The following is a 19,539-nucleotide window of genomic DNA, read 5'->3' on the forward strand; positions in this document are numbered from 1 at the left end:
GACAAAACATGATGAAAAAACAACTGCTCATTCTTGCAGGAACGGCTATGGTTTTGGCCGCCAATGCACAAGAGCCGCCTCTATGGATGCAGCACTGCGCCATATCGCCCGACGGAAGCACCGTTGCCTTCTGCTACAAGGGAGATATCTTTACAGTGCCGGCACAAGGAGGAAAGGCCGCACAACTGACAACTAACGCATCCTACGACACGCACCCCGTATGGAGTCCCGACGGAAAAAGCCTGGCTTTCGCCTCCGACCGGAGGGGGAGCATGGACGTGTACATCGTAGGAAAGGAAGGGGGCGTGCCCAAACGCATCACAACCCATTCGGGAAACGAAACGCCCATAGCTTTCCTGGACAACGGACACATCCTGTTTCAGGCCACATTGATGCCCGACGCGCAGGCGATCACCTTCCCCAGCGCACAGTTTCCCCAGGTCTACCTGACAAGTACGGAGGGCGGACGCCCAAGCCTCTACTCTTCCATACCGATGGAAGACATCAGCGTCGGAAGCGACGGAACCACGCTGCTCTACCACGACAAGAAAGGCTACGAAGATGCCTGGCGCAAACACCACACCTCTTCCATCACGCGCGACATCTGGATGAGTTCGCAAAACGGAGGCAAACGCTCATACACCAAGCTCACCGACTTCAACGGCGAAGACCGCACACCCGTATGGAGCGCCGACGGCCAGTCGTTCTATTATCTGAGCGAAAAGAGCGGGTCGTTCAACGTATACAGACGCAACGTCGACGGAAGCGGGGAAAAGCAGCTGACGCATCATGCCAAACATCCGGTACGCTTTCTTACCGCAGCAGACAACGGCACGCTCTGCTACGGCTACAACGGGGAAATCTATACGCTGAAAGAGGGACAGCAGCCGGAAAAGCTTAAAATCAGCATCATCACCGACCAAAGCGAACAGAACGTCATCCGGCAGATAAGGACATACGGAGCTACAGAAATCGCCGTGTCGCCCGAAGGAAAGGAAATAGCCTTCATCCTGCACGGCGATGTATTCGTAACAGCAACCGACTACAGAACGACAAAGAAAGTGACGGATACCCCCGAACAGGAACGGAGCCTCAGCTTTTCGCCTGACGGAAGAAGCCTTGTCTACGCCTCCGAACGCGACGGCCTGTGGCAGATTTACCGCTCTTCGCTCACCGAAAAGGACGAAAAGATGTTCACCTACGCCACCGGAATCAAGGAAGAACGGCTCACAGACAACAAGACAACGTCTTTCCAGCCCAAGTTCAGCCCCGACGGAAAGAAGGTGGCTTACCTTGAAAACCGCACAACATTGCGCGTCCTCAATCTGGAGAACAAGTCGGCACATACGGTTATGGACGGCAAATACGAATATTCGTACAGCGACGGCGACCAGTGGTTCGAATGGAGTCCCGACAGCAGATGGCTTTTAAGCGGCTACATAGGCACTGGCGGATGGAACAACAAGGATGTGGCGCTGGTAAACGCTTCCGGAAACGGGGAAATCCATAACCTCACCGAAAGCGGATACAACGACGGAAACGCCAAATGGGTGCTCGGAGGCAAGGCGATGATATGGAAAAGCGACCGCGCCGGATACCGCAGCCACGGAAGCTGGGGAGCCGAAAGCGATGTCTATATCATGTTCTTCGACCTCGACGCATACGAACGTTTCCGCATGAACAAAGAAGAACTGGCTCTGGCTGAAGAAAAAGAAAAAGAAAAGAAAGAGAAGGAAGAGAAGGAAGAAAAGAAAGACAAAGCTGCCGACAAGAAAAACAAAAAAGAAAAGAAGAAAGACGACAAGAAAGAAGTTGAGCCGCTCGAATTCGATCTCGAAAACTGCCGCGACAGAATCATACGGCTCACCGTAAACTCTTCGCACCTGGGCGACGCGGTGCTGACTGAAAAAGGGGACAAACTCTACTATCAGGCTTCTTTCGAGGGAGGATTCGACCTGTGGGAACACGACCTGAAAGAAAACAGAACCAAGATTCTGCTAAAGAATATCGGCTACGGATCGCTTGAGTCAGACAAAGACAACAAATACATCTTCCTTTGCACAAACGGAGGCATCCGCAGAATCGATGTAGGAAAGAGTGAAACGAAACCGGTGGATTTTGAAGCGGAGTTCAACTACCGCCCGTATGAGGAGAGGCAATATATCTTCGACCACATCTGGAAACAAGTGCTCGACAAGTTCTATGTGGCAGACCTGCACGGCGCAGACTGGAACAGCTACAGAGATACCTACCGCCGTTTCCTCCCGCACATCAGCAACAACTACGATTTCCAGCAGATGCTGAGCGAAATGTTGGGCGAACTGAACGGCTCGCACACCGGAGCACGCTATTACGCTCCGGGAGCAGCGCTTTCAACCGCAGCCTTGGGCGTATTCTTCGACGACACGTTCACCGGCGACGGTTTGAAAATAAAAGAAATAATCAGTCAGGGACCTTTCGCCGTAAAGAAGACAGACGTCGTGCCCGGATGCATCATCGAGAAGATCGACGGACAGCCCGTGCTGAAAGATACGGACTATTATCCGATGCTTGACGGAAAGGCAGGCAAGACAGTCCGCCTGGCAATCTATAACCCGGCCAACGGCAAACGTTTCAACGTTTCGGTCAAGGCGATTTCCCAAGGCAGCCAGTCGGAACTGCTCTACAAGCGTTGGGTGAAACGGAACGAGAAGATGGTAGAAAAGCTTTCGGGCGGACGAATCGCCTATGTCCATGTCAAAGGAATGGACAGCCCGAGCTTCCGCACCGTATACAGCGAACTGCTGAGCGACCGTAACCGCAACAAGGAAGCTGTCATCGTAGACACCCGCCACAACGGAGGAGGATGGCTGCACGATGATCTTGCCACCTTGCTCAGCGGAAGGGAGTATCAGCGTTTCATGCCGAGAGGACAGTACATCGGAAGCGACCCGTTCAACAAATGGCTGAAGCCTTCATGCGTACTGGTATGTGAAGACAACTACAGCAATGCACATGGCTTCCCCTGGGTTTACAAAGAACTGAAGATCGGCAAGCTGATAGGAACGCCCGTGCCCGGAACCATGACTGCCGTGTGGTGGGAGCGCCAGATTGACCCGAGCATCGTGTTCGGCATTCCGCAGGTAGGCTGCATGGACATGCGGGGAAACTATATGGAAAATCACCAGCTCGAACCCGACATCAAAGTCTACAACTCTCCCGAAAAGTCTTTGGAAGGAACCGACGAGCAACTGGAGGCTGCCGTGAAAGAAATGCTGAAAGAAGCTGACGCAAGCAAGAAATAACCTCAACGACGCTGCACGAAAGACACTCCCGCATACCGCAGAGGAATGTCACAGGCAAAGCGAGCAAATGCAAAAGGCACAAAGCCGCAGAGAACCGCATGAATCTTCAGATACACCGATTCCTGTGCTTTGTGCCTTCATTTCAAACCTTTATTTATACTCCGAATTTCAAGAAAGAAAAACAGGTACTTACCCAGTGCCGCCTTTTTTGCCCATCAGTGTGACTGGCGGTAAGCTTTCAGCCTCAGCAAAGCCTCGATATAATAATAGTCTGCATAAATGATTGAAGCATCTATTTCCGACTTGGCAGGCCAATGCCCCGTAGAATGCATGAGGAAAGCTACATTTCTGTCGCGCGACTGGTAGCTGTCCGAGCTCAGGCTTTTCAGCATCCTTTCAGCCGCATCGATATAATTCTGCCGCAGCTCGCCCTCACAATAGCCGGCAAGCTCAACCAAGGCGGAAGCAACGACACAGGCAGCAGAAGCATCTTTGGGGGCGTCCGGAATGCCGGGAGCACTAAAATCCCAGAAAGGCACATAATCTTCGGGCAGGCGTTCCAAATAAACATCCGTAACCTTCTTCGCGAAGTCCAGATACTTCGGGTCTTTCGTTTCGCGATACACCATGGTATATCCATAAATGGCCCAGGCTTGGCCTCGCGCCCACATTGTGCTGTCAGCGTATCCCTGATGTGTACACTGCCTGATGCATTTTCCGCTCAGCGTATCGTATACGGCCACATGATAGGAAGTATAGTCCGGACGGAACTGATTCTCCATGGTCTTATCGGCGTGGGAGACGGCTATGTCATAAAGCTTCTTGTCCCCTCCGTTGCGTGCCGCCCAGAAAAGCATTTCCAGATTCAGCATATTATCCATGATGGTATTGTGCCCTCCATAAACTTCCACATTGCGAGGCCATGACAGGATTGTTCCCACTTTCGGATTGAACAGGGCGGCCAGCGAATCGGCAACGGCAAGAATCACCTCCTTGTATTCCGGATTCTGAGTCAGACGATACCCGTTCCCGTAACTGCAAAATACAAGGAATCCCAGATCGTGGTCGTATGCCGGAGCAGAAGCAAGAAACTTCAGCGATCCGGTAAATCTCTCCGCTTCCCTGCGGATGGAATCATTTCCGGTCGCTTCATAGTCATACCACAGCACGCCGGGCCAGAATCCGGCCGTCCATTCTTCCTTAGTCGCCTTGCGGCAGTTCCACTTGCTCTCCCCCGGATAAATGTTTCTCGGCTCCATCGTATAGTCAATGGTATCACCGCAGTGCAGACTGTCCAACGCGCGGCACACCTGCGCATCGCAATATGCAAGCTCCTTATCCACATCGACTGTTCCAGCCGACGATGCAGTTTTTCCTCCGGCACATGCCGACAAAGCAGCCAGCCCCATGCCAAACAATACATTACTCAGTTTCATCATATCTCTGTTTACTTTAATTTCATTCTGCTTTTTCTACATGAAACCAGTCAGCATCCAGCCAGCCGCGCTCTTTTCCGCAGGGAGCCACGCTAAACAGTCCGACTTTCGCCCCAATCCACTTCCCCTGGCGCGCCTGAAAGACCTTTCCGGCTTCTGTGAACGTCTTTCCGTCAAGGCTGTAGCTGAAACGGCACAAGGCGTTTTTCTCCACTTTCACCCGAAGATAGATCTCACGTTCATAGTTCGGACGCAAGCCGGCTTCGTATCTGGCGCTCGGCTCCAACACCGCCAGCACAGCAGTTTCTTCAGGCGAACCCTGCTCGGCATCCTTACAGGCAGTCAGTCCGAGCACAAACTTCTCGCCCAGCTTCTCCACACCCAGATAAGCGTAATCCCAGCCCATCACAATCAGTCCCGACTTCTGTCCGTCGTCTTTGGCCGACACTTTCAGCTTTGCCGTAGCAACAAACTCTTCCGCAGGAAACTTCTGCAAGAGCAGGTTGGGCACTTCCCAGAAGTTCTTGAAATCCGCCGAAAGTATATGACCGTACAGACGCATGTATCCCATATCAGAAGTAAATCCGAAAACGTCCTGATAGTTGGCGTGCCACTCCCACTGAAGTCCCAGCTTGCGCGAATTGAACTCGTCGCTTTCAGCCGGAGTTTCTACCGGGAAACGCTTTCCGGCCAAAGGCTTGCGGTAGCGGCTTACCGGCTCTCCGCATCCGTCCCCGTCGGAATCATTGCCGATTACGGGCCAGTCATTGATCCATTTCATCGGATTCAGATGCACCACACGCCCGTAAGCCCCTTTGTCCTGAAAGTGCAGGAACCACGATTCTCCGTCGGAAGCATCCACCCATCCGCCCTGATGCGGACCGTTGATGTCCGTATCTCCTTGCGCCATCACGGTCTTAACCTCATAAGGGCCGTATACGTGCCTGGAGCGGAGCACCACTTGCCATCCGGTCACCACTCCACCGGCAGGAGCGAAAATGTAATAATAACCATTCCGCTTGTAGAACTTGGCACCTTCTATCGTATGGTTCACTCCGTCGTTACCGTCAAACACCATAACCGGATCAGATATGGGAGCCGTGCCCTCCGCATTCAGTTCAAAGACCGTGAGCACGCTATTGAACTTGGCCCGGCTTCCGGCCCACGCATGAGCCAGATAAAGCTTCCCGTCATCGTCCCAAAGCGGACACGGGTCAATCATTCCCTTTCCTTCCTTCACCAGCACCGGCTCGTCCCACTTGCCGAAAGGGTCTTTGGCCTTGACCATAAAGATTCCGAAATCAGGATCTCCCCAATAAATGTAATAAGCCCCGTTATGGAAACGGATGGACGGTGCCCACACCCCTTTGCCATGCTGAGGCTGGCTGTAGAAGCCGGCCGGCTCTATTTTCTTCAAAGCATAGTTCACGATGGACCAGTTGACCAGATCCTTCGAATGAAGTATCGGAAGCCCGGGCGCACAGCCAAAGCTGGATGCCGTCATGAAGAAGTCATCCCCAACCGCACATACGTCCGGATCGGAATAGTCTGCATGAAGCACCGGATTCTTATACGTACCATCCCCGCAGTCGGCAACCCAAACGTCCGACTTGTACTGGGCATGTATCCCGTGCGAACCGTACAGCACGGCAATGCCCAGCAAAAACAATCCTTTCACAATCTTTTTACACATCATAATGTCTGACCTTTATATTTCTTGTATCTTTTGGCTGTCTGCGTATCCGCCGGCACAAAGCGTAGGGCAGCACCGCCTCTCGGTTTCAATGCAAAGCGCATGGTTTCATCAGCTTTCACCAGCAGATAAGAACATTTTACCTGCGTAGCAGTCTTTATTTCCTCTCCTCCGTCAGTATAGACATAAGCCAAATAAGTCTTGTCCTTGTCGAGGAATGACAGGTCCAACTCCTCTTCCGATCCCTCGTTGTTGGCAAGCATTCCTACAAACCACTCGTTTCCATGCCGTCTGGCCATCGTCACGTTCTTTCCCGGCTCACCGTCCACCACGTGCGATTCGTCGAATACGGTCTGCAGATTCTCAAACCACTCCATTTCGGGTTCGCCATGATAAAGTTCCGGCTTGTCATACCAGAAGATGGTTGTCAGCGGGCTGTAGAACACGACCGACGCCGCCAGCTGGTGGGCATGCGTATTCTTCAGACGCTTGTCGAAGTAACAGATGGTATAGTCGGCGGCACCGTTTATCATGCGGGTAAACGGAAGAATGGTGCTGTGGGTAGCGTCCGGAAACTCTTCGTTGCCCAATATGCCTTCCTGGGTGAGCAGATTGGGATAAGTGCGGCTGAACCCGGACGGACGGAACTCGTCGTGTATATTCATCATCAGCTTGTTCTCGGCAGCATAGCGCACCATGTCGTGCAGCCATGTCGCCCAGCGGTGGCTGGCATACTGCACAAAACCGGACTTCACTCCCACTATCCCCCACTGATGGAGCAGCGGAAACAGTTCGCGCATCTGCTTCTGGAGCGCGTGCTGGTTGACATACAGCCAGATGCCCACTCCCTTCTCTTTTCCATAGGCAACGATCCGGGGCATGTCCAGCCGGGGAATCACCTTTGTGGCATCTCCGTCGTGCGAGGTGCAAGGCTCATACCACTTCCAGTCGAACAGCATATAAGGAATGTTGTGTTCCGCGCAAAAGTCAATCGTTCTGAATGCCCCTTCGTTTGTAAGGGTCGTTTCGCGCATGATCTTCCCCGGTTTGATCCATGATGCGTCAGCAATCTCGCAAGGCGGATTCAGGTTTTCGATGATAAAGTTATGCTCCAGCAGATCGCCCGGCCTGTCTGCCGCCATGATCACTTTCCACGGAGTGGCATAATAAGTCACCACATCCACCGGACTGTACATGACCGAAGCCAGCGTGTTCCGCTTGTCAGAAGAAGCTACAAACTTGGTCAGACACCAGTCGTCCACGTCCGCATCGGCAAGTGCCGCCCACACTCCGTTCGGAAGTTCAAGCGTAAGCGCCCGCTCTACCGGCTTTTTTATCGCGTTCACATCCAGATATTCAAAATGCGCCTGCGCCCACTGCTCCGCCCACGCCATTGTTCCGGCAGGGAAAGTATATTCGGTCAGATCCCCGGTCACCTTATGGAATACAGCCTGCGGATGCTCAGGGAAGAAATAGCGGAAGCCTATGCCCTCATCGTATGCACGCACCTCCACATTCAGCCGGTAGTTCGAACCGTCTTTTCTGGAGAGATACAGCGTGCCCCCATTGTAATGGTCGCGCACCCTGCTCCGTTCTCCGTAAAGCGGCTTCCATTCAGCATCGTGCCTGGTGTAAGACACCGAATCAATCTCCATCCTGTCCATCCACAATTCCGGCTGAGGCAAGCTTCTCATTCCCAAAGCCATCTCCCACACCCTATTGTCCAACTGCAGGCCGGCCTGCGACTCTTCCACCACCTGCTTTCCGTTAAAATCCACCCGATAACACAGCACATTTGCCCCCGAATCGGATTTCTTTCCATAAAACTTCACATGATGCATGCCTCCGGGCGATGTCAGATCCAACTCCACCGGCACAGAAGCAAAACATGATGTACCTAAAGCCGCCAAGGCTAACATAACAGACAGACCTTTCATAAAATCTTTCGTTTTTTATGAAAATACGAATCATCCGTCCAACTTACCTAATCCGAACGGCAATATTTTCGCGCAAATCCAATCTTTTTCCGATGCAAAGCCCTATTTCGCGTTCTGCAACCGGACAAAACGCACGGAAAAACAGGGCAGAAGCTTCCCGAAGAAAAGTCTGTCCTCAACCTGAAGACATACATCTCCAGACTGAGGATACAGATTCTTCCGAGACATCCGCTTTGCTGCCAATGACAAAGTTGATTTATATTTCGGCACACCTCCCGATAATTGCTTAAGTTATTTCTTTTCGCTATCTTTGATACCATTAGATAGAAAGGAGGGCTTATACAATGAAATCGCTCATTTTGTCTGTACTGTTATCAAGCGTCGTTTGCCTGAGTTGCACCCACAAGCGGCAACAATCCCAACCGGAAGGACCGGCCATAACCGGCGGAAACGATACGGTTACAAACATCCAAACAGGCAGTCAAGATACATTGCCGGACAAAGATGCCATTGTCTACGACATACCGGAGTGCTGCCTCTGGTATGCCGAAGACTTGCCAGACGAATACAAAAACAAGCCTGTTTCCATGTGGGCGGAACATTCTGTATATGGGGAAAATGTGCATGCCGTCAATCTATTTGTATCAAATCCAACGAACGCACAACTATCATTCGGGAGGTATTGGGATATAGACATTTGGAATGGAGAGAAATGGGTTTCCCCGAATATGAAAGTTTCCTGCATGATATGGCCTGACGACGAATTTGTTATGCATAAAGGCATGTTGTTGCATTGTTTCCGTTTTCCTGTGGGGAAATACTATCATTTGCCGAAAGGAAAATACCGGATGAACAAATCCTTCGGCTTGGCAGGAAAGAGCATAGAATTGAATGCAGAATTTGAAATCAAATAGTATTTTTATGAAAACAAGAGCGTTAGCATTAGTTATCAGCCTGCTAGCAACCTTTTCGCTGCAAGCGCAAACCAACGAGCGTTACATCGAAGTGACAGGTACATCAGAAATAGAAATCGTGCCAGACAAGATTCATTATCTGATTGAAATCCGTGAATACTTCGAGGAAGAATTTGACGGGAAATCGAAACCCGAAGAATACCGCACCAAAGTGCCTTTACCAAAGATAGAACAAGGACTGAGAAAAGTGCTTGCCGAAACAGGCATCCCGCAAAATGCCATACGGACACAGGAAGTAGGCGACTATTGGCGGCAGCAAGGGCAGGACTTTTTAGTTTCCAAGCAACTCGACATCACCCTCACCGACTTTAACCAGATAAACGAAATCGTCAGCCGCATTGATACAAAAGGTGTCCACAACATGCGCATAGGCGAACTGGAAAACAAAGATATGCTTGCCTACCACCAAAAGGGAAAGATCGAAGCATTGAAAGCCGCCCAAAAGAAGGCAGTCTATTTGGTGGAGGCATTGGGTAAAAGGTTGGGCGGTGTCATACGCATCGTGGAACAAGAGAGCGGCAATGCTTTTCCGTTTGCGCAAAGCAATGTCTTGTCATCCGATGCCGCCTCATTCGACAACTTCCGCACCATCAAGAAGAACTATTCCATGCAGGTGCGTTTTGAAATCACTGATTAAGAAACTGTTTTGAATTTATCGTGTGCTGATTTGGGATGAGTTTTTGAGGCATTTCCGTTTGTGTGATGAGGAAGATAGCGGGCTATCTGACGAAGAACAGAAGCGGAAAAGGCCAAAAAATAGCCCAAAGCACACACGAAAACGAACACATCAAGCCAAGAAAAACTTTTTGGAGAAATTCAAAACAGTTTCTAAAAACAAAGCGGACGAAAGAAAAATGACCCTTCCTTTCGTCCGCTTTATTTGTTTACTCTTGCATCCGGCCTGTCAGCGCAGAATGCCCGCATCCGTATCGACTTTCGGCTGTATTCCCCGCTTTATTTCCCGAAATTTCCGCCCTTTCGAGATCCGCCAGGAAATGCTGACGCTGACCAGATTGCCCAGGTCCGGACAATGAAGCATGGTGGTTTTGCGCACATAGCGGTTGTACACATCCGACAGGAACTGCCTGTTGAGGCCGGCGAAAGGCTGCTGCCAACTGACAGAAACATTCAGATCCTTATGGCGATACGAGGCAGAAAACTGGGCAAACGAACCATTGAAGCTTTCGGTTTCGCCCTCCATAAAACGCCAGCCGCTGTCAAAGGCAGCCGAAAAGGAGAACTTTCCCCAATACGCCTGCATATTGGCGCTTCCCATATAAAACGTGCGGCAATGCGTATAGTCGTTGCCGAAATTAAAGCACCTGAACATCGTGCCCGAAGCACCCAGCGACAATTTCTCAGGAACAACCCAGCAGTTGGCATAAAGCATCAGATGGAGCACGTCGATTTCTTTCTGGTTGATCTGCGTATAGACAAACTGATTGTCGCTCGTGGGAATGTAGGTAGCCATGTTCGGGCGGCGGCAGATTTTCCCATATGCCTGGACAAACGACTGAAACCGCGGGCGGGTGTAAGACACCTGAAAAGTATGCTCCTGCTCACTGTTCGGACGGATATCCGGATTCCCCAATGTCCACTCCATGCTGTTGTTCCGGACAGCCGTATTGCTGATCATCGCCACTTGCGAAACATGCTCGCTGATCTGGAAATCATACTTCAGCTGCAGTTCCCGGAAAGGACTGTAGCCGACGGTAACCTTCGGACGGAAGAGCCAGAGGCGGTACGAATGCTCCTGCTGGCGATAATCGAGGTAACTCCCTCCCAAGCCCGCCACGTAGCTGAAAGGACCGGCCGTCCCCTTGATTTCCGCAAAAGCGTATGCCTTGCGGTTGTGCATCGGATTTGAAGACGTGACGTCCCCCGAATATGTATTGGCCGTATACTTCAGCATGCAGTTCACCCCGGCGGTAAAAGAAAAAGGCTTGAAACGGTTTTCATAGACAGCCTCACCCGTCAGCGAACACGTCTTGCCGTCTACATTATATATATAGGGCGAGCCTTCATCGTATCTGCTCTCAAACGAAGTGGATATATACGTTCCGACAGCACTCAGAGTCAGGGACTGGCGGGCGGAAAGCTGCTTGAAGAAATACAGATCAAGCGTCGGAGATAAGCTGGCATCATCTTTATACTGGGTGGCAATATAAGCCTCGTCCCCGTCTGCAACCTGCTTGCGGTTGAAGTTGTCCGGAACATGCGAAAACCGGGCATCCAGCGAAACCTGGAAAACATAACCGGCAGAATCGGCAAGATTATACTTCAACTGCAAGTCGTTGCTGAAACTCCGGCTGCGCGAAGCGATGTCATTGCGCCGGATGGCATATGTTGAGCCGTCATTGAGGCGATAGTCCGCCGTTTCGCTCATGCGGTTTCCCTTAAAGTCCTTATATCCGAAGCTGTAGCTAAGAGAAACTTCACTTTTCTTCCTGTTCCATTTTCCATAAACCAGATCATTGCCGATTTTAGAGGTAAGGGCGTTGGTCAGACTGACTCCTGCCGTATAGCCTTCATCATCACGCCTGGTGCGGATGTCGATAACATACACAATCCCTTCACCGTATCTCACCCCGGGATTATCAATGAAGTCGATCCGGATTACAGACGAAGGATCTGCAGCCAGCATTTCATCACGCCCGACGATGATTCCGTTGATACGCAACTGTACGGTCCCTCTCCCGTCGACGGCCGATACGCTGCACGAGGTTTCATCCACCCGGATGTTCGGCAGAGCCAGCTTCTGAAGAATGCTGTAACCGGACGAGGATGAGTTTTTCTGCACTTCCGTAGGATAGATTGTCTGGCGGTCAGCCTTGCGGATGACTCTTGCCGCTTTCACCTCCACTTCCTGAAGAGATATTTCACGGTCGACGTGCTGGGCCGGCAAATGAACGGACAATGCCAGCAGCACATAAAGCATACATGTACGTTTCATTGCGCTTCTGTTTTTATGATTCAGCGCAAAAGTACGTCCTTCTTCCGCAGAAAGTCAGAAACTATACCGACATCTTCCTGACATTTTCCTGACAATCGGACAGCTGTTTGATTTCCAGCGAATAGCTCCGCCCCCTGTAAGCCACGATCCTCAGGTCGCTGCAACCTTCTACCACCGGCTTCAGACGCTTCACAAGCGTGTAGAGCGTATCGCTGGCATCCTCTTTCTTAGGCCATAAGGCCGCACATATCTCTTCTTTGGCAAGCGAGTGCGAAGGAGCCTCCCACAGCATCAGCAGAAGCCGCTGCTGCATCGGGGTAAGGCGGACAGGCATGTGGCAAGCGTCGCGGAAACAGCAATCTTCAGAAGAATAATAGATTCCGCCATAGACGGCCGAATCCGCCAACACTTCTGCTCTCCATCTGTGCAGGACAACCCACGAACAGAGCAGCCATGCCAAGGCAGACAGCGCAAGAGCAAACGACAGACGCTGGTCGGACAGGCTGAACACGGAGGCAGCCGAAAGACGGACATACCCTTTGACAGCCAAGGTGTCGCCCGTAGCCTTGTCGCTGACCAGCATGGTGTCGCCGGCAATGACGCCTGCTTCCTGCATTCCGTTCAGACAATGTCCGTCTGCAGCATCAAAAGCTATAAAAGCTTTCTTTCTCAGCCGTCCGTCAATAAGGTTTCTGCAGAAACGTTCGTCAGCCACGGCAAACAGAACTTTCCCCTTCGCCGTTTCACGAAGACATCTATATGCCCTGATTGTATCTTGAGAAACAAAATTATCACGTTTTTCTTCCAGTGTGCGGACCAATGCTTGATTCAGGTCTGCCGCTATCGCCTCTTTGGCGCAACAATATCCATGATGCCCAGCCAGCAATGACGAAAGCATCAAGGCCATAAATACTCCCGCTGATAAGAACCTGCCATTCATATTCTGTTGGTTTTATTGAACACTGCGAATATACGGATTTTTCTCCACTAAACTTTCAATCGGCCGATTTCCTTTTCCAAGTCGTCCAGAAAAACGGCTGGATGCGCCCCGTCCATCTGATTCATCCGGCTTTCGGCCACTTGCAGCCATGTCCGCACACCAGCTTATCGAACTTCAGCTTCTTCCGCCGGCTCACCCCGCCAAATGTTAAAAAACAGATTTCACGCAATTTTCTTATAAAGATTGAGTATAATTACAGAAAAATCAAGAAACCATTCAAACACAACGCCGATACATGAAAAACAAAATATTGTACATCCATGGGCTGTCCTCATCTGGAGCATCGTCCACCGCACAAAAACTGCGGGAAGACCTTCCCGATTTCAATGTCCTGTCCCCCGATCTTCCCATACACCCCGACGAAGCGCTGGCATTGCTGCATAGCGTATGCGAAGCAGAGAAGCCTCAAATCCTGATAGGCACTTCCATGGGAGGAATGTTCGCACAGCAAATCAGGGGATTCAAGAAAATACTGGTCAATCCGGCCTTCCACGTTTCCGACATCATGCGCACCCAGCCAGGACCGCACCCGTTCCTTTCTCCGCGGCAGGACGGAGAAACCACGTACACCATCACACCGGAACTGTGTGAAGCGTACCGGGAAACAGAAGCGAACCAGTTCACAAACATTACCGACTTTGACAGGGAAAACACATATGCGCTTTTCGGCACTTACGATACCCTTGTGCACGGCTACAACGAATACATCAGGCATTATCGGAACGCCGCATGGTTCGAAGGCGAACACCGGCTGAACTTAAAGAACATCCAAACGGTCGTCATCCCCCTGATCAGGCAAATGTAAAAGACTGATTCAAGAACAAAAGGCTTGCAGGATACAATGCGCCAAAGAAAATCATAGTAATGACAAAAATATCTCGCAGAAATTGGCTACCTTTGCAGTCAGCTGCGGGACGACCCGCCTAAAGACATAAGAAAGAAAAGAAAAAGAAGCGTTATGCTTATCTTGTAAGTGAAAACGTAGGAAATTTTCAGACCGATGCAAGAGATAGCATAGTGGTTCTCCCGCATATAGCGTGGGCTGCTATCGTTACATCTGCATCAAAGGTTTCCTACGACCTTCACTTAAGAGGTGGCATAGCTGGCTCACGCTTCTGCAATATAACCCTAACATCTCAGCAGAGCCGGCAGAGAAACAAAACAAAGTATGAATAAACTTGCAACTACATTCCTGTTCATGGCTGCCCTCTTCATTTCAGCCTGTAGCAACGACGACGAACCGCAAATTCCGGCCAATGCCATCACGGTCAATCTGGTAAATAATGATCAGCAGAAAACCATCGGAGGATCTGATGTGTACATCAACAACGCGAACAATTTTACAACCAATGAGTGCGGCATCGTTGATTTCGGCAGCAAAGGCGGCTTCAACCAAAATCCCAATCTTACACAAATAGCACAAGAGGTAGCCGTAACTCCCGGCAACTATTACCAAATTGTTCTCGCCAGCGATGTAAAAAACATTGCCGGACAACGCGCCTATCCGATAAACACGAATTTCTACAATGTATTTGTAGACTCGTGGATTTACAATGCCGACAACGAAATATCCGGAGCAAAGATTATGTATGCTGAATGTTATCCCGACAAGAAAGAGCTTCCGGAATGGGATTCTGCCATCAACGTTGACTTAAAACCGGTCACGCATGAAGAATATGTTGAGTCTGTTGCCTATTCGTTTGCAAACGGCGTGAAAATTGACTCCAATTATGACATCTCTGACTTTGAAGGTTCGGAACTCAGCAGGTATATGGATATTGACATACAGGACAACACAATCACTTTTTCTTCACGTTCGGCATTCGGAGCCAGCGGTAAAACAGAAATCATAGCCTTTGTCAGACACGAAAGTGTTTTTTCACGCGTCCGCTTCATTGTCAAATCGGCACAATAAAATAATTATGCAAAAGGAAAATACGGGATTCAGAAATGAGTTCCGTATTTTTTTATTCTGTCATCTATACAATTCAAGAAGAGGAGAATCCCTCAGGTTTTTACGTTGATCCACAACGCCACAAATCCGTCTTCCCGAACAAAAAAATAGGAATCAAGTTTTCACGCTTAATTCCTATAACTTGCTAATCTCTAAAAGATTATCAGCGGAGAAACAGGGATTCGAACCCTGGGAACAGTTACCCGTTCACCGCATTTCGAGTGCGGCCCGATCGACCACTCCGGCATCTCTCCAGTTCCATGCTTTTATTAAAGCGGTGCAAATATGCTGCATTTTTCTCAATCAGTCAAGTATTGGAGCACTTTTTTTCATGCCGAAAACAATTTTTTACCAATAATTGACACAACCAGCCATTTTCCAACGAACTACATCCCATCTTCTCAAATCTTCATATCAAACTTCTTCCTTAAACCCAAATCGGTCATTAGGATTTCCCAGTGTTGTATGGCAATGAGAAGTCCTTTAATTTCTCCCAGATGGACAGGAAAGACTGCCTTGTTTTTAAAGACCTTGCCATATAGAGGATATGCTTGTCCTTTGTTTTGCCCAAATAAGCCGGCGTTGAGATTAACTCGTATCGGATAGTTTTGAGGAACTTCTTTTTGTCGGAGTTGATAAGTGCATGACGGAACAGCGACATGAAGTTATATGCCATGACAATAAAGCCCCCACATGCTTCAGTCGCCCAGAAGTTGTTCGTAGCAAAGTCATCAATGGAGAAGTCATGCTTTAATTCCTTGATTCTGTTTTCGGAATCCGCTCTTCCGCGATACGAATCGTACACAATCCTGGCGGGCAGTCCGAGATTGGTGACAAAGCAACTGTAACGGTATCTGCCAAAATCGTTCCCGTCCTCGAAAAGTTCCAGTTGCCTGACCCGTTTGCCGGCAGCTTGCGGACGTTTTTCAATTTCCTGTCTTACCATTACTATACGTCTTGGCTTGTCCCAGCTGTCCGCCTTATATGTCGTTTCGGATATTTCCAGACCACTATCCAAGAAACCGAAAGGCTTCCGGTTATAGCTCACTATAACTACACGCTTCGCTTACGTAGTTGTGGGCTCTCCCGAGGGGATTAGGGCTTTGCCCTAATGACCCACTCAGGGCGTTTCTCCCCTGAGAACCCCGAGCAAAGAGTGACCCTCTCTTTGCAATCTCCGCTTATGGGTTACACCCCTAAGAACCCTGTGCGGCAATGAGCAGACAACAGAATATTTTATCAACAATCCGAATCAAAATTTAAGAATATGGCAACAAAGTCAAGCATACATATCAAGCCCTGCAGAGTTACATCAAGCGGGGCTCATAACCGGAGAACTGCCGAGTATATGCGCAATATCGGCAAATCTCAAATCTACATCGTGCCCGAACTTACTGCCGATAACGAGCAGTGGATAAACCCGAACTTTGGCAGTCCTGATCTGCAGGTGCACTATGAAAACGTCAAACGGATGGTCAAAGAAAAGACCGGACGAGCGATGCAAGAAAAGGAGCGTGAACGCAAGGGAAAGAATGGGAAGATTATAAAAGTAGCTGGATGCTCACCAATCCGTGAGGGAGTATTGCTCATCCGACCGGACACCACATTGGCAGATGTACGAAAGTTTGGTGAGGAGTGCCAAAGACGCTGGGGTATCACACCGCTACAAATCTTCCTGCACAAGGACGAGGGACACTGGCTTAGTGGACAACCCGAATCCGGAGATAGGGAGAGTTTCCAAGTCGGTGAAAAGTGGTTCAAGCCGAATTATCATGCCCATATCATTTTCGACTGGATGAACCACGATACAGGCAAGAGCCGAAAGCTCAATGACGAGGATATGACAGAAATGCAGAGTTTGGCATCCGACATTCTCCTGATGGAGCGTGGACAGTCAAAAGCTGTTACAGGCAAGGAGCATTTGGAACGGAACGATTTCATCATTGAGAAACAGAAAGCTGAACTGCAACGCATGGATGCTGCAAAACGGCACAAAGAAGAACTGATAAATCTTGCTGAGCAGGAGCTGAAACAGGTGAAATCAGAAATACGCACTGACAAGCTAAAGAAAACAGCCACCAATGCAGCCACCGCCATAGCAAGCGGTGTCGGTTCTCTTTTCGGCAGCGGAAAGTTGAAAGATTTGGAACAAGTCAATGAAAAATTGCGTCATGAAATTGCCGAGCGTGATAAAGGCATTGATGAATTAAAAGCCAAGATACAACAAATGCAAGAACAGCACGGAAAACATATACGCAATCTTCAAGGAATACACAATCAAGAGCTTGAAGTCAAAGACAGGGAAATATCCCAGCTTAACACCTTGCTTGAAAAGTCATTCAAGTGGTTTCCGATGCTTAAAGAGATGCTGAGAATGGAAAAATTGTGCGCTGCCATCGGCTTCACCAAAGACATGATAGAAAGCCTCTTGACAAAGAAAGAAGCCATACAATGTAGTGGCAAAATTTATTCCGAAGAACATAGACGTAAGTTTGACATCAAAAACGACATTTTCAGAATTGAGAAAAGTTCGGTTAATGAAAATAAATTGGTACTGACAATAAACAAGCAGCCAATAGGCGAATGGTTCAAGGAACAATGGAAAAAGTTAAGACGAGGTTTGCGACAGTCAGAAGAGGAGCCAAGAAAAAGTAGAGGATTCAGAATATAAGTGAAAAAGTACAGACCATTTTTATTATAGTCTGTACTTTTTATAATTTTGCGAAGGGAATCAGAAAATCAATTATGCAACAGAATATTATAAACAATTTCTTCCAGCCTATAAATACAGACCTACAAATACCAGACAGTGATTATTCAAAAACCGATGTATGTATTGCCATGGCCAACGCTCTGGCACGTAACACAAATCACAGTTTGTATATCATAGACTATAACCGCAAGAACTTCCTTTACGTATCGTCCAACCCGCTTTTCCTCTGCGGTCATTCACCGGAAGATGTGCAACAGAAAGGTTATGCCTTTTATTTTGATGTCGTTCCGTCTGACGAGATAAACCGTCTTATGGAAATCAACGAAGCCGGATTCCGGTTTTACTATGACCAGCCGGTAGAAAAAAGACTTGACTTGTCTATCGAGTATAACTTTCATATCCGCACTTCAGAGAAGCACTCGCACCTTATCCACCACAAACTGACACCTGTCTTGCTGAGTGACAAGGGTGATATATGGCTGGCTTTATGTACAGTTTCACTGTCACCGGAGAAAACTATCGGAGATGTAATTATTTCAGACCATACATGTACTGACAGGTATTTCTACTCGTTCGAGGGAAGACGATGGAGAAAACAGCCTGAACTGATTCTTTCCGACCGTGAAAAAGAGATTCTCCAACTCTCCGTCAAAGGACTGTCGAACACGGAAATTGGAGAAACTCTCTTTATTGATGCCAATACCGTCAAGTTTCACAAGAAGAAACTATTTGAGAAACTACACGCAGAAAACATCACTGAGGCCGTGGGTATCGCAGCCAATCTGAGACTGATTTAGGAAGACGATATAGAACTTCGGTAAAGTAGCTACAGGTGGATGTGAGATGGCGTATTCCTCAATTTTTTTTCGTCCAAGTTCGATTATTTTCTCATCGTCACATCTGTTCATCTTTTCTTTGTCAATATAAGCAATATGCCAAAATGCCAGATAACCGACAACATATCTTTCAATGGTAACTTCTATCGGTTCGTTGGAACGCTTCATGGATTGAAGGCAGTTGTGGACATCCTTATCGATGATGCCCACAACTGCCCATGAGAGATTTATATAAGATATTGATGCTGTCATAATTTACATACGGTTTTTCTGGCTGTCTCCAGCTCCTGTTCCTTTATACTTGCTCTTGGCTGTATTGAATTTGTATCGTACCGTCATACCGAAACTGCGGCGTGATTCCGGCTGAAGTATTGTAATTCGATTACCGCTGTACATCAGTATGTCTGAGGATGAAGTATTGAAGATGTCGTTGGCTTGCAGTTGAACAGCCAGTTTTCCGTTCAAAAATCCTTTATATAAAGAAATGTTGACCGAACTACCGGGTTCAATTATACGGTAGCTGCTGTCTTCTCCTCGTGTGGAAGTCTCCAAATCTATATTCAACTGAAAATCCTTAGGTAAACTGAATGTATTGTTCCATTGGAAAAATCCGATAGGATTATTAAGGTTTCTGGGACCGTCCGGTGTATCCATCACAAACCATTGCTGGCTGTACATGGCTGTGAACTGCGGTGACCATATACCTATTGTCGGCGATGCTGACAAGGTGGCATTCAGCTTGTCCACCTTAGGAACATT

At 48.9% G+C, this 19,539-nt stretch carries 15 protein-coding genes and 1 tRNA gene; 7 read left to right on the top strand and 9 right to left on the bottom strand.

The window, feature by feature from the left end; translation table 11 throughout:
• The first annotated feature begins 11 nt into the window (after nucleotides 1–11).
• Nucleotides 12–3,284, top strand: coding sequence for a S41 family peptidase (locus NW212_RS10160; RefSeq protein WP_258338547.1), 3,273 nt, complete (start codon nucleotides 12–14; stop codon nucleotides 3,282–3,284).
• A 215-nt stretch (nucleotides 3,285–3,499) separates the two neighbouring features.
• On the opposite strand, the gene NW212_RS10165 is transcribed toward NW212_RS10160, so the two are convergent.
• Genes NW212_RS10165 through NW212_RS10175 form a run of 3 tightly spaced genes read right to left on the bottom strand, consistent with a single transcriptional unit; the run spans nucleotide 3,500 to nucleotide 8,332 of the window.
• The gene (locus tag NW212_RS10165) at nucleotides 3,500–4,720 is read right to left on the bottom strand and encodes a glycoside hydrolase family 88 protein (RefSeq protein ID WP_258338548.1); all 1,221 of its coding nucleotides are present in this window, start codon (nucleotides 4,718–4,720) and stop codon (nucleotides 3,500–3,502) included.
• 22 nt (nucleotides 4,721–4,742) lie between these two features.
• Nucleotides 4,743–6,413, bottom strand: a complete 1,671-nt coding sequence (locus tag NW212_RS10170) for a glycoside hydrolase 43 family protein (RefSeq protein WP_258338549.1) — start codon at nucleotides 6,411–6,413, stop codon at nucleotides 4,743–4,745.
• Nucleotides 6,413–8,332: a glycoside hydrolase family 97 protein gene (locus NW212_RS10175; RefSeq protein WP_258338550.1), complete on the bottom strand. Its 1,920-nt coding sequence runs from the start codon at nucleotides 8,330–8,332 to the stop codon at nucleotides 6,413–6,415. The genes NW212_RS10170 and NW212_RS10175 overlap by 1 nt, the downstream gene beginning before the upstream one ends.
• Before the next feature lie 362 nt (nucleotides 8,333–8,694).
• On the opposite strand from NW212_RS10175, the gene NW212_RS10180 reads away from it, so the two are divergent.
• Both NW212_RS10180 and NW212_RS10185 read left to right on the top strand, forming a co-directional pair.
• Nucleotides 8,695–9,264, top strand: a complete 570-nt coding sequence (locus NW212_RS10180) for an immunoglobulin-like domain-containing protein (protein WP_258338534.1) — start codon at nucleotides 8,695–8,697, stop codon at nucleotides 9,262–9,264.
• A 7-nt stretch (nucleotides 9,265–9,271) separates the two neighbouring features.
• A complete protein-coding gene (locus tag NW212_RS10185; protein ID WP_258338535.1) occupies nucleotides 9,272–9,961 on the top strand; it encodes an SIMPL domain-containing protein in 690 nt (229 codons plus the stop codon).
• Between the two features lie 267 nt (nucleotides 9,962–10,228).
• On the opposite strand, the gene NW212_RS10190 is transcribed toward NW212_RS10185, so the two are convergent.
• A complete protein-coding gene (locus NW212_RS10190; RefSeq protein WP_258338536.1) occupies nucleotides 10,229–12,277 on the bottom strand; it encodes a TonB-dependent receptor in 2,049 nt (682 codons plus the stop codon).
• A 61-nt stretch (nucleotides 12,278–12,338) separates the two neighbouring features.
• Complete coding sequence (locus tag NW212_RS10195; protein ID WP_258338537.1) at nucleotides 12,339–13,217, bottom strand: helix-turn-helix domain-containing protein; 879 nt, start codon at nucleotides 13,215–13,217, stop codon at nucleotides 12,339–12,341.
• 295 nt (nucleotides 13,218–13,512) lie between these two features.
• Here NW212_RS10195 and NW212_RS10200 point away from each other — a divergent pair, with 295 nt between their 5' ends.
• On the top strand, nucleotides 13,513–14,082 hold the full coding sequence (locus tag NW212_RS10200; RefSeq protein ID WP_258338538.1) for a YqiA/YcfP family alpha/beta fold hydrolase: 570 nt from the start codon (nucleotides 13,513–13,515) through the stop codon (nucleotides 14,080–14,082).
• 363 nt (nucleotides 14,083–14,445) lie between these two features.
• Nucleotides 14,446–15,192, top strand: coding sequence for a DUF5036 family protein (locus NW212_RS10205; RefSeq protein WP_258338539.1), 747 nt, complete (start codon nucleotides 14,446–14,448; stop codon nucleotides 15,190–15,192).
• A 206-nt stretch (nucleotides 15,193–15,398) separates the two neighbouring features.
• On the opposite strand, the gene NW212_RS10210 is transcribed toward NW212_RS10205, so the two are convergent.
• Both NW212_RS10210 and NW212_RS10215 read right to left on the bottom strand, forming a co-directional pair.
• A tRNA-Ser gene (locus tag NW212_RS10210) sits at nucleotides 15,399–15,485 on the bottom strand.
• Nucleotides 15,486–15,676: 191 nt separating this feature from the next.
• Nucleotides 15,677–16,279, bottom strand: a complete 603-nt coding sequence (locus NW212_RS10215) for a transposase (protein ID WP_258338540.1) — start codon at nucleotides 16,277–16,279, stop codon at nucleotides 15,677–15,679.
• 219 nt (nucleotides 16,280–16,498) lie between these two features.
• Between NW212_RS10215 and NW212_RS10220 the strand changes: the two genes are divergently transcribed.
• Both NW212_RS10220 and NW212_RS10225 read left to right on the top strand, forming a co-directional pair.
• Nucleotides 16,499–17,902, top strand: coding sequence for a mobilization protein (locus tag NW212_RS10220; RefSeq protein WP_258338541.1), 1,404 nt, complete (start codon nucleotides 16,499–16,501; stop codon nucleotides 17,900–17,902).
• 74 nt (nucleotides 17,903–17,976) lie between these two features.
• On the top strand, nucleotides 17,977–18,741 hold the full coding sequence (locus NW212_RS10225; RefSeq protein WP_258338542.1) for a response regulator transcription factor: 765 nt from the start codon (nucleotides 17,977–17,979) through the stop codon (nucleotides 18,739–18,741).
• On the opposite strand, the gene NW212_RS10230 is transcribed toward NW212_RS10225, so the two are convergent.
• Nucleotides 18,682–19,032 carry a hypothetical protein gene (locus NW212_RS10230; protein WP_258338543.1) on the bottom strand — a complete coding sequence of 117 codons (351 nt, stop codon included), beginning with the start codon at nucleotides 19,030–19,032 and terminating at the stop codon, nucleotides 18,682–18,684. The two genes, NW212_RS10225 and NW212_RS10230, sit on opposite strands and share 60 nt — an antisense overlap.
• 3 nt (nucleotides 19,033–19,035) lie before the next feature.
• Nucleotides 19,036–19,539, bottom strand: a 504-nt coding sequence (locus NW212_RS10235) for an outer membrane beta-barrel family protein (protein WP_258338544.1), incomplete at its 5' end; no start/stop codon positions are given.

It is taken from the genome of Bacteroides sp. ET225 (assembly GCF_024733745.1).
GTDB lineage: Bacteria > Bacteroidota > Bacteroidia > Bacteroidales > Bacteroidaceae > Phocaeicola > Phocaeicola excrementipullorum.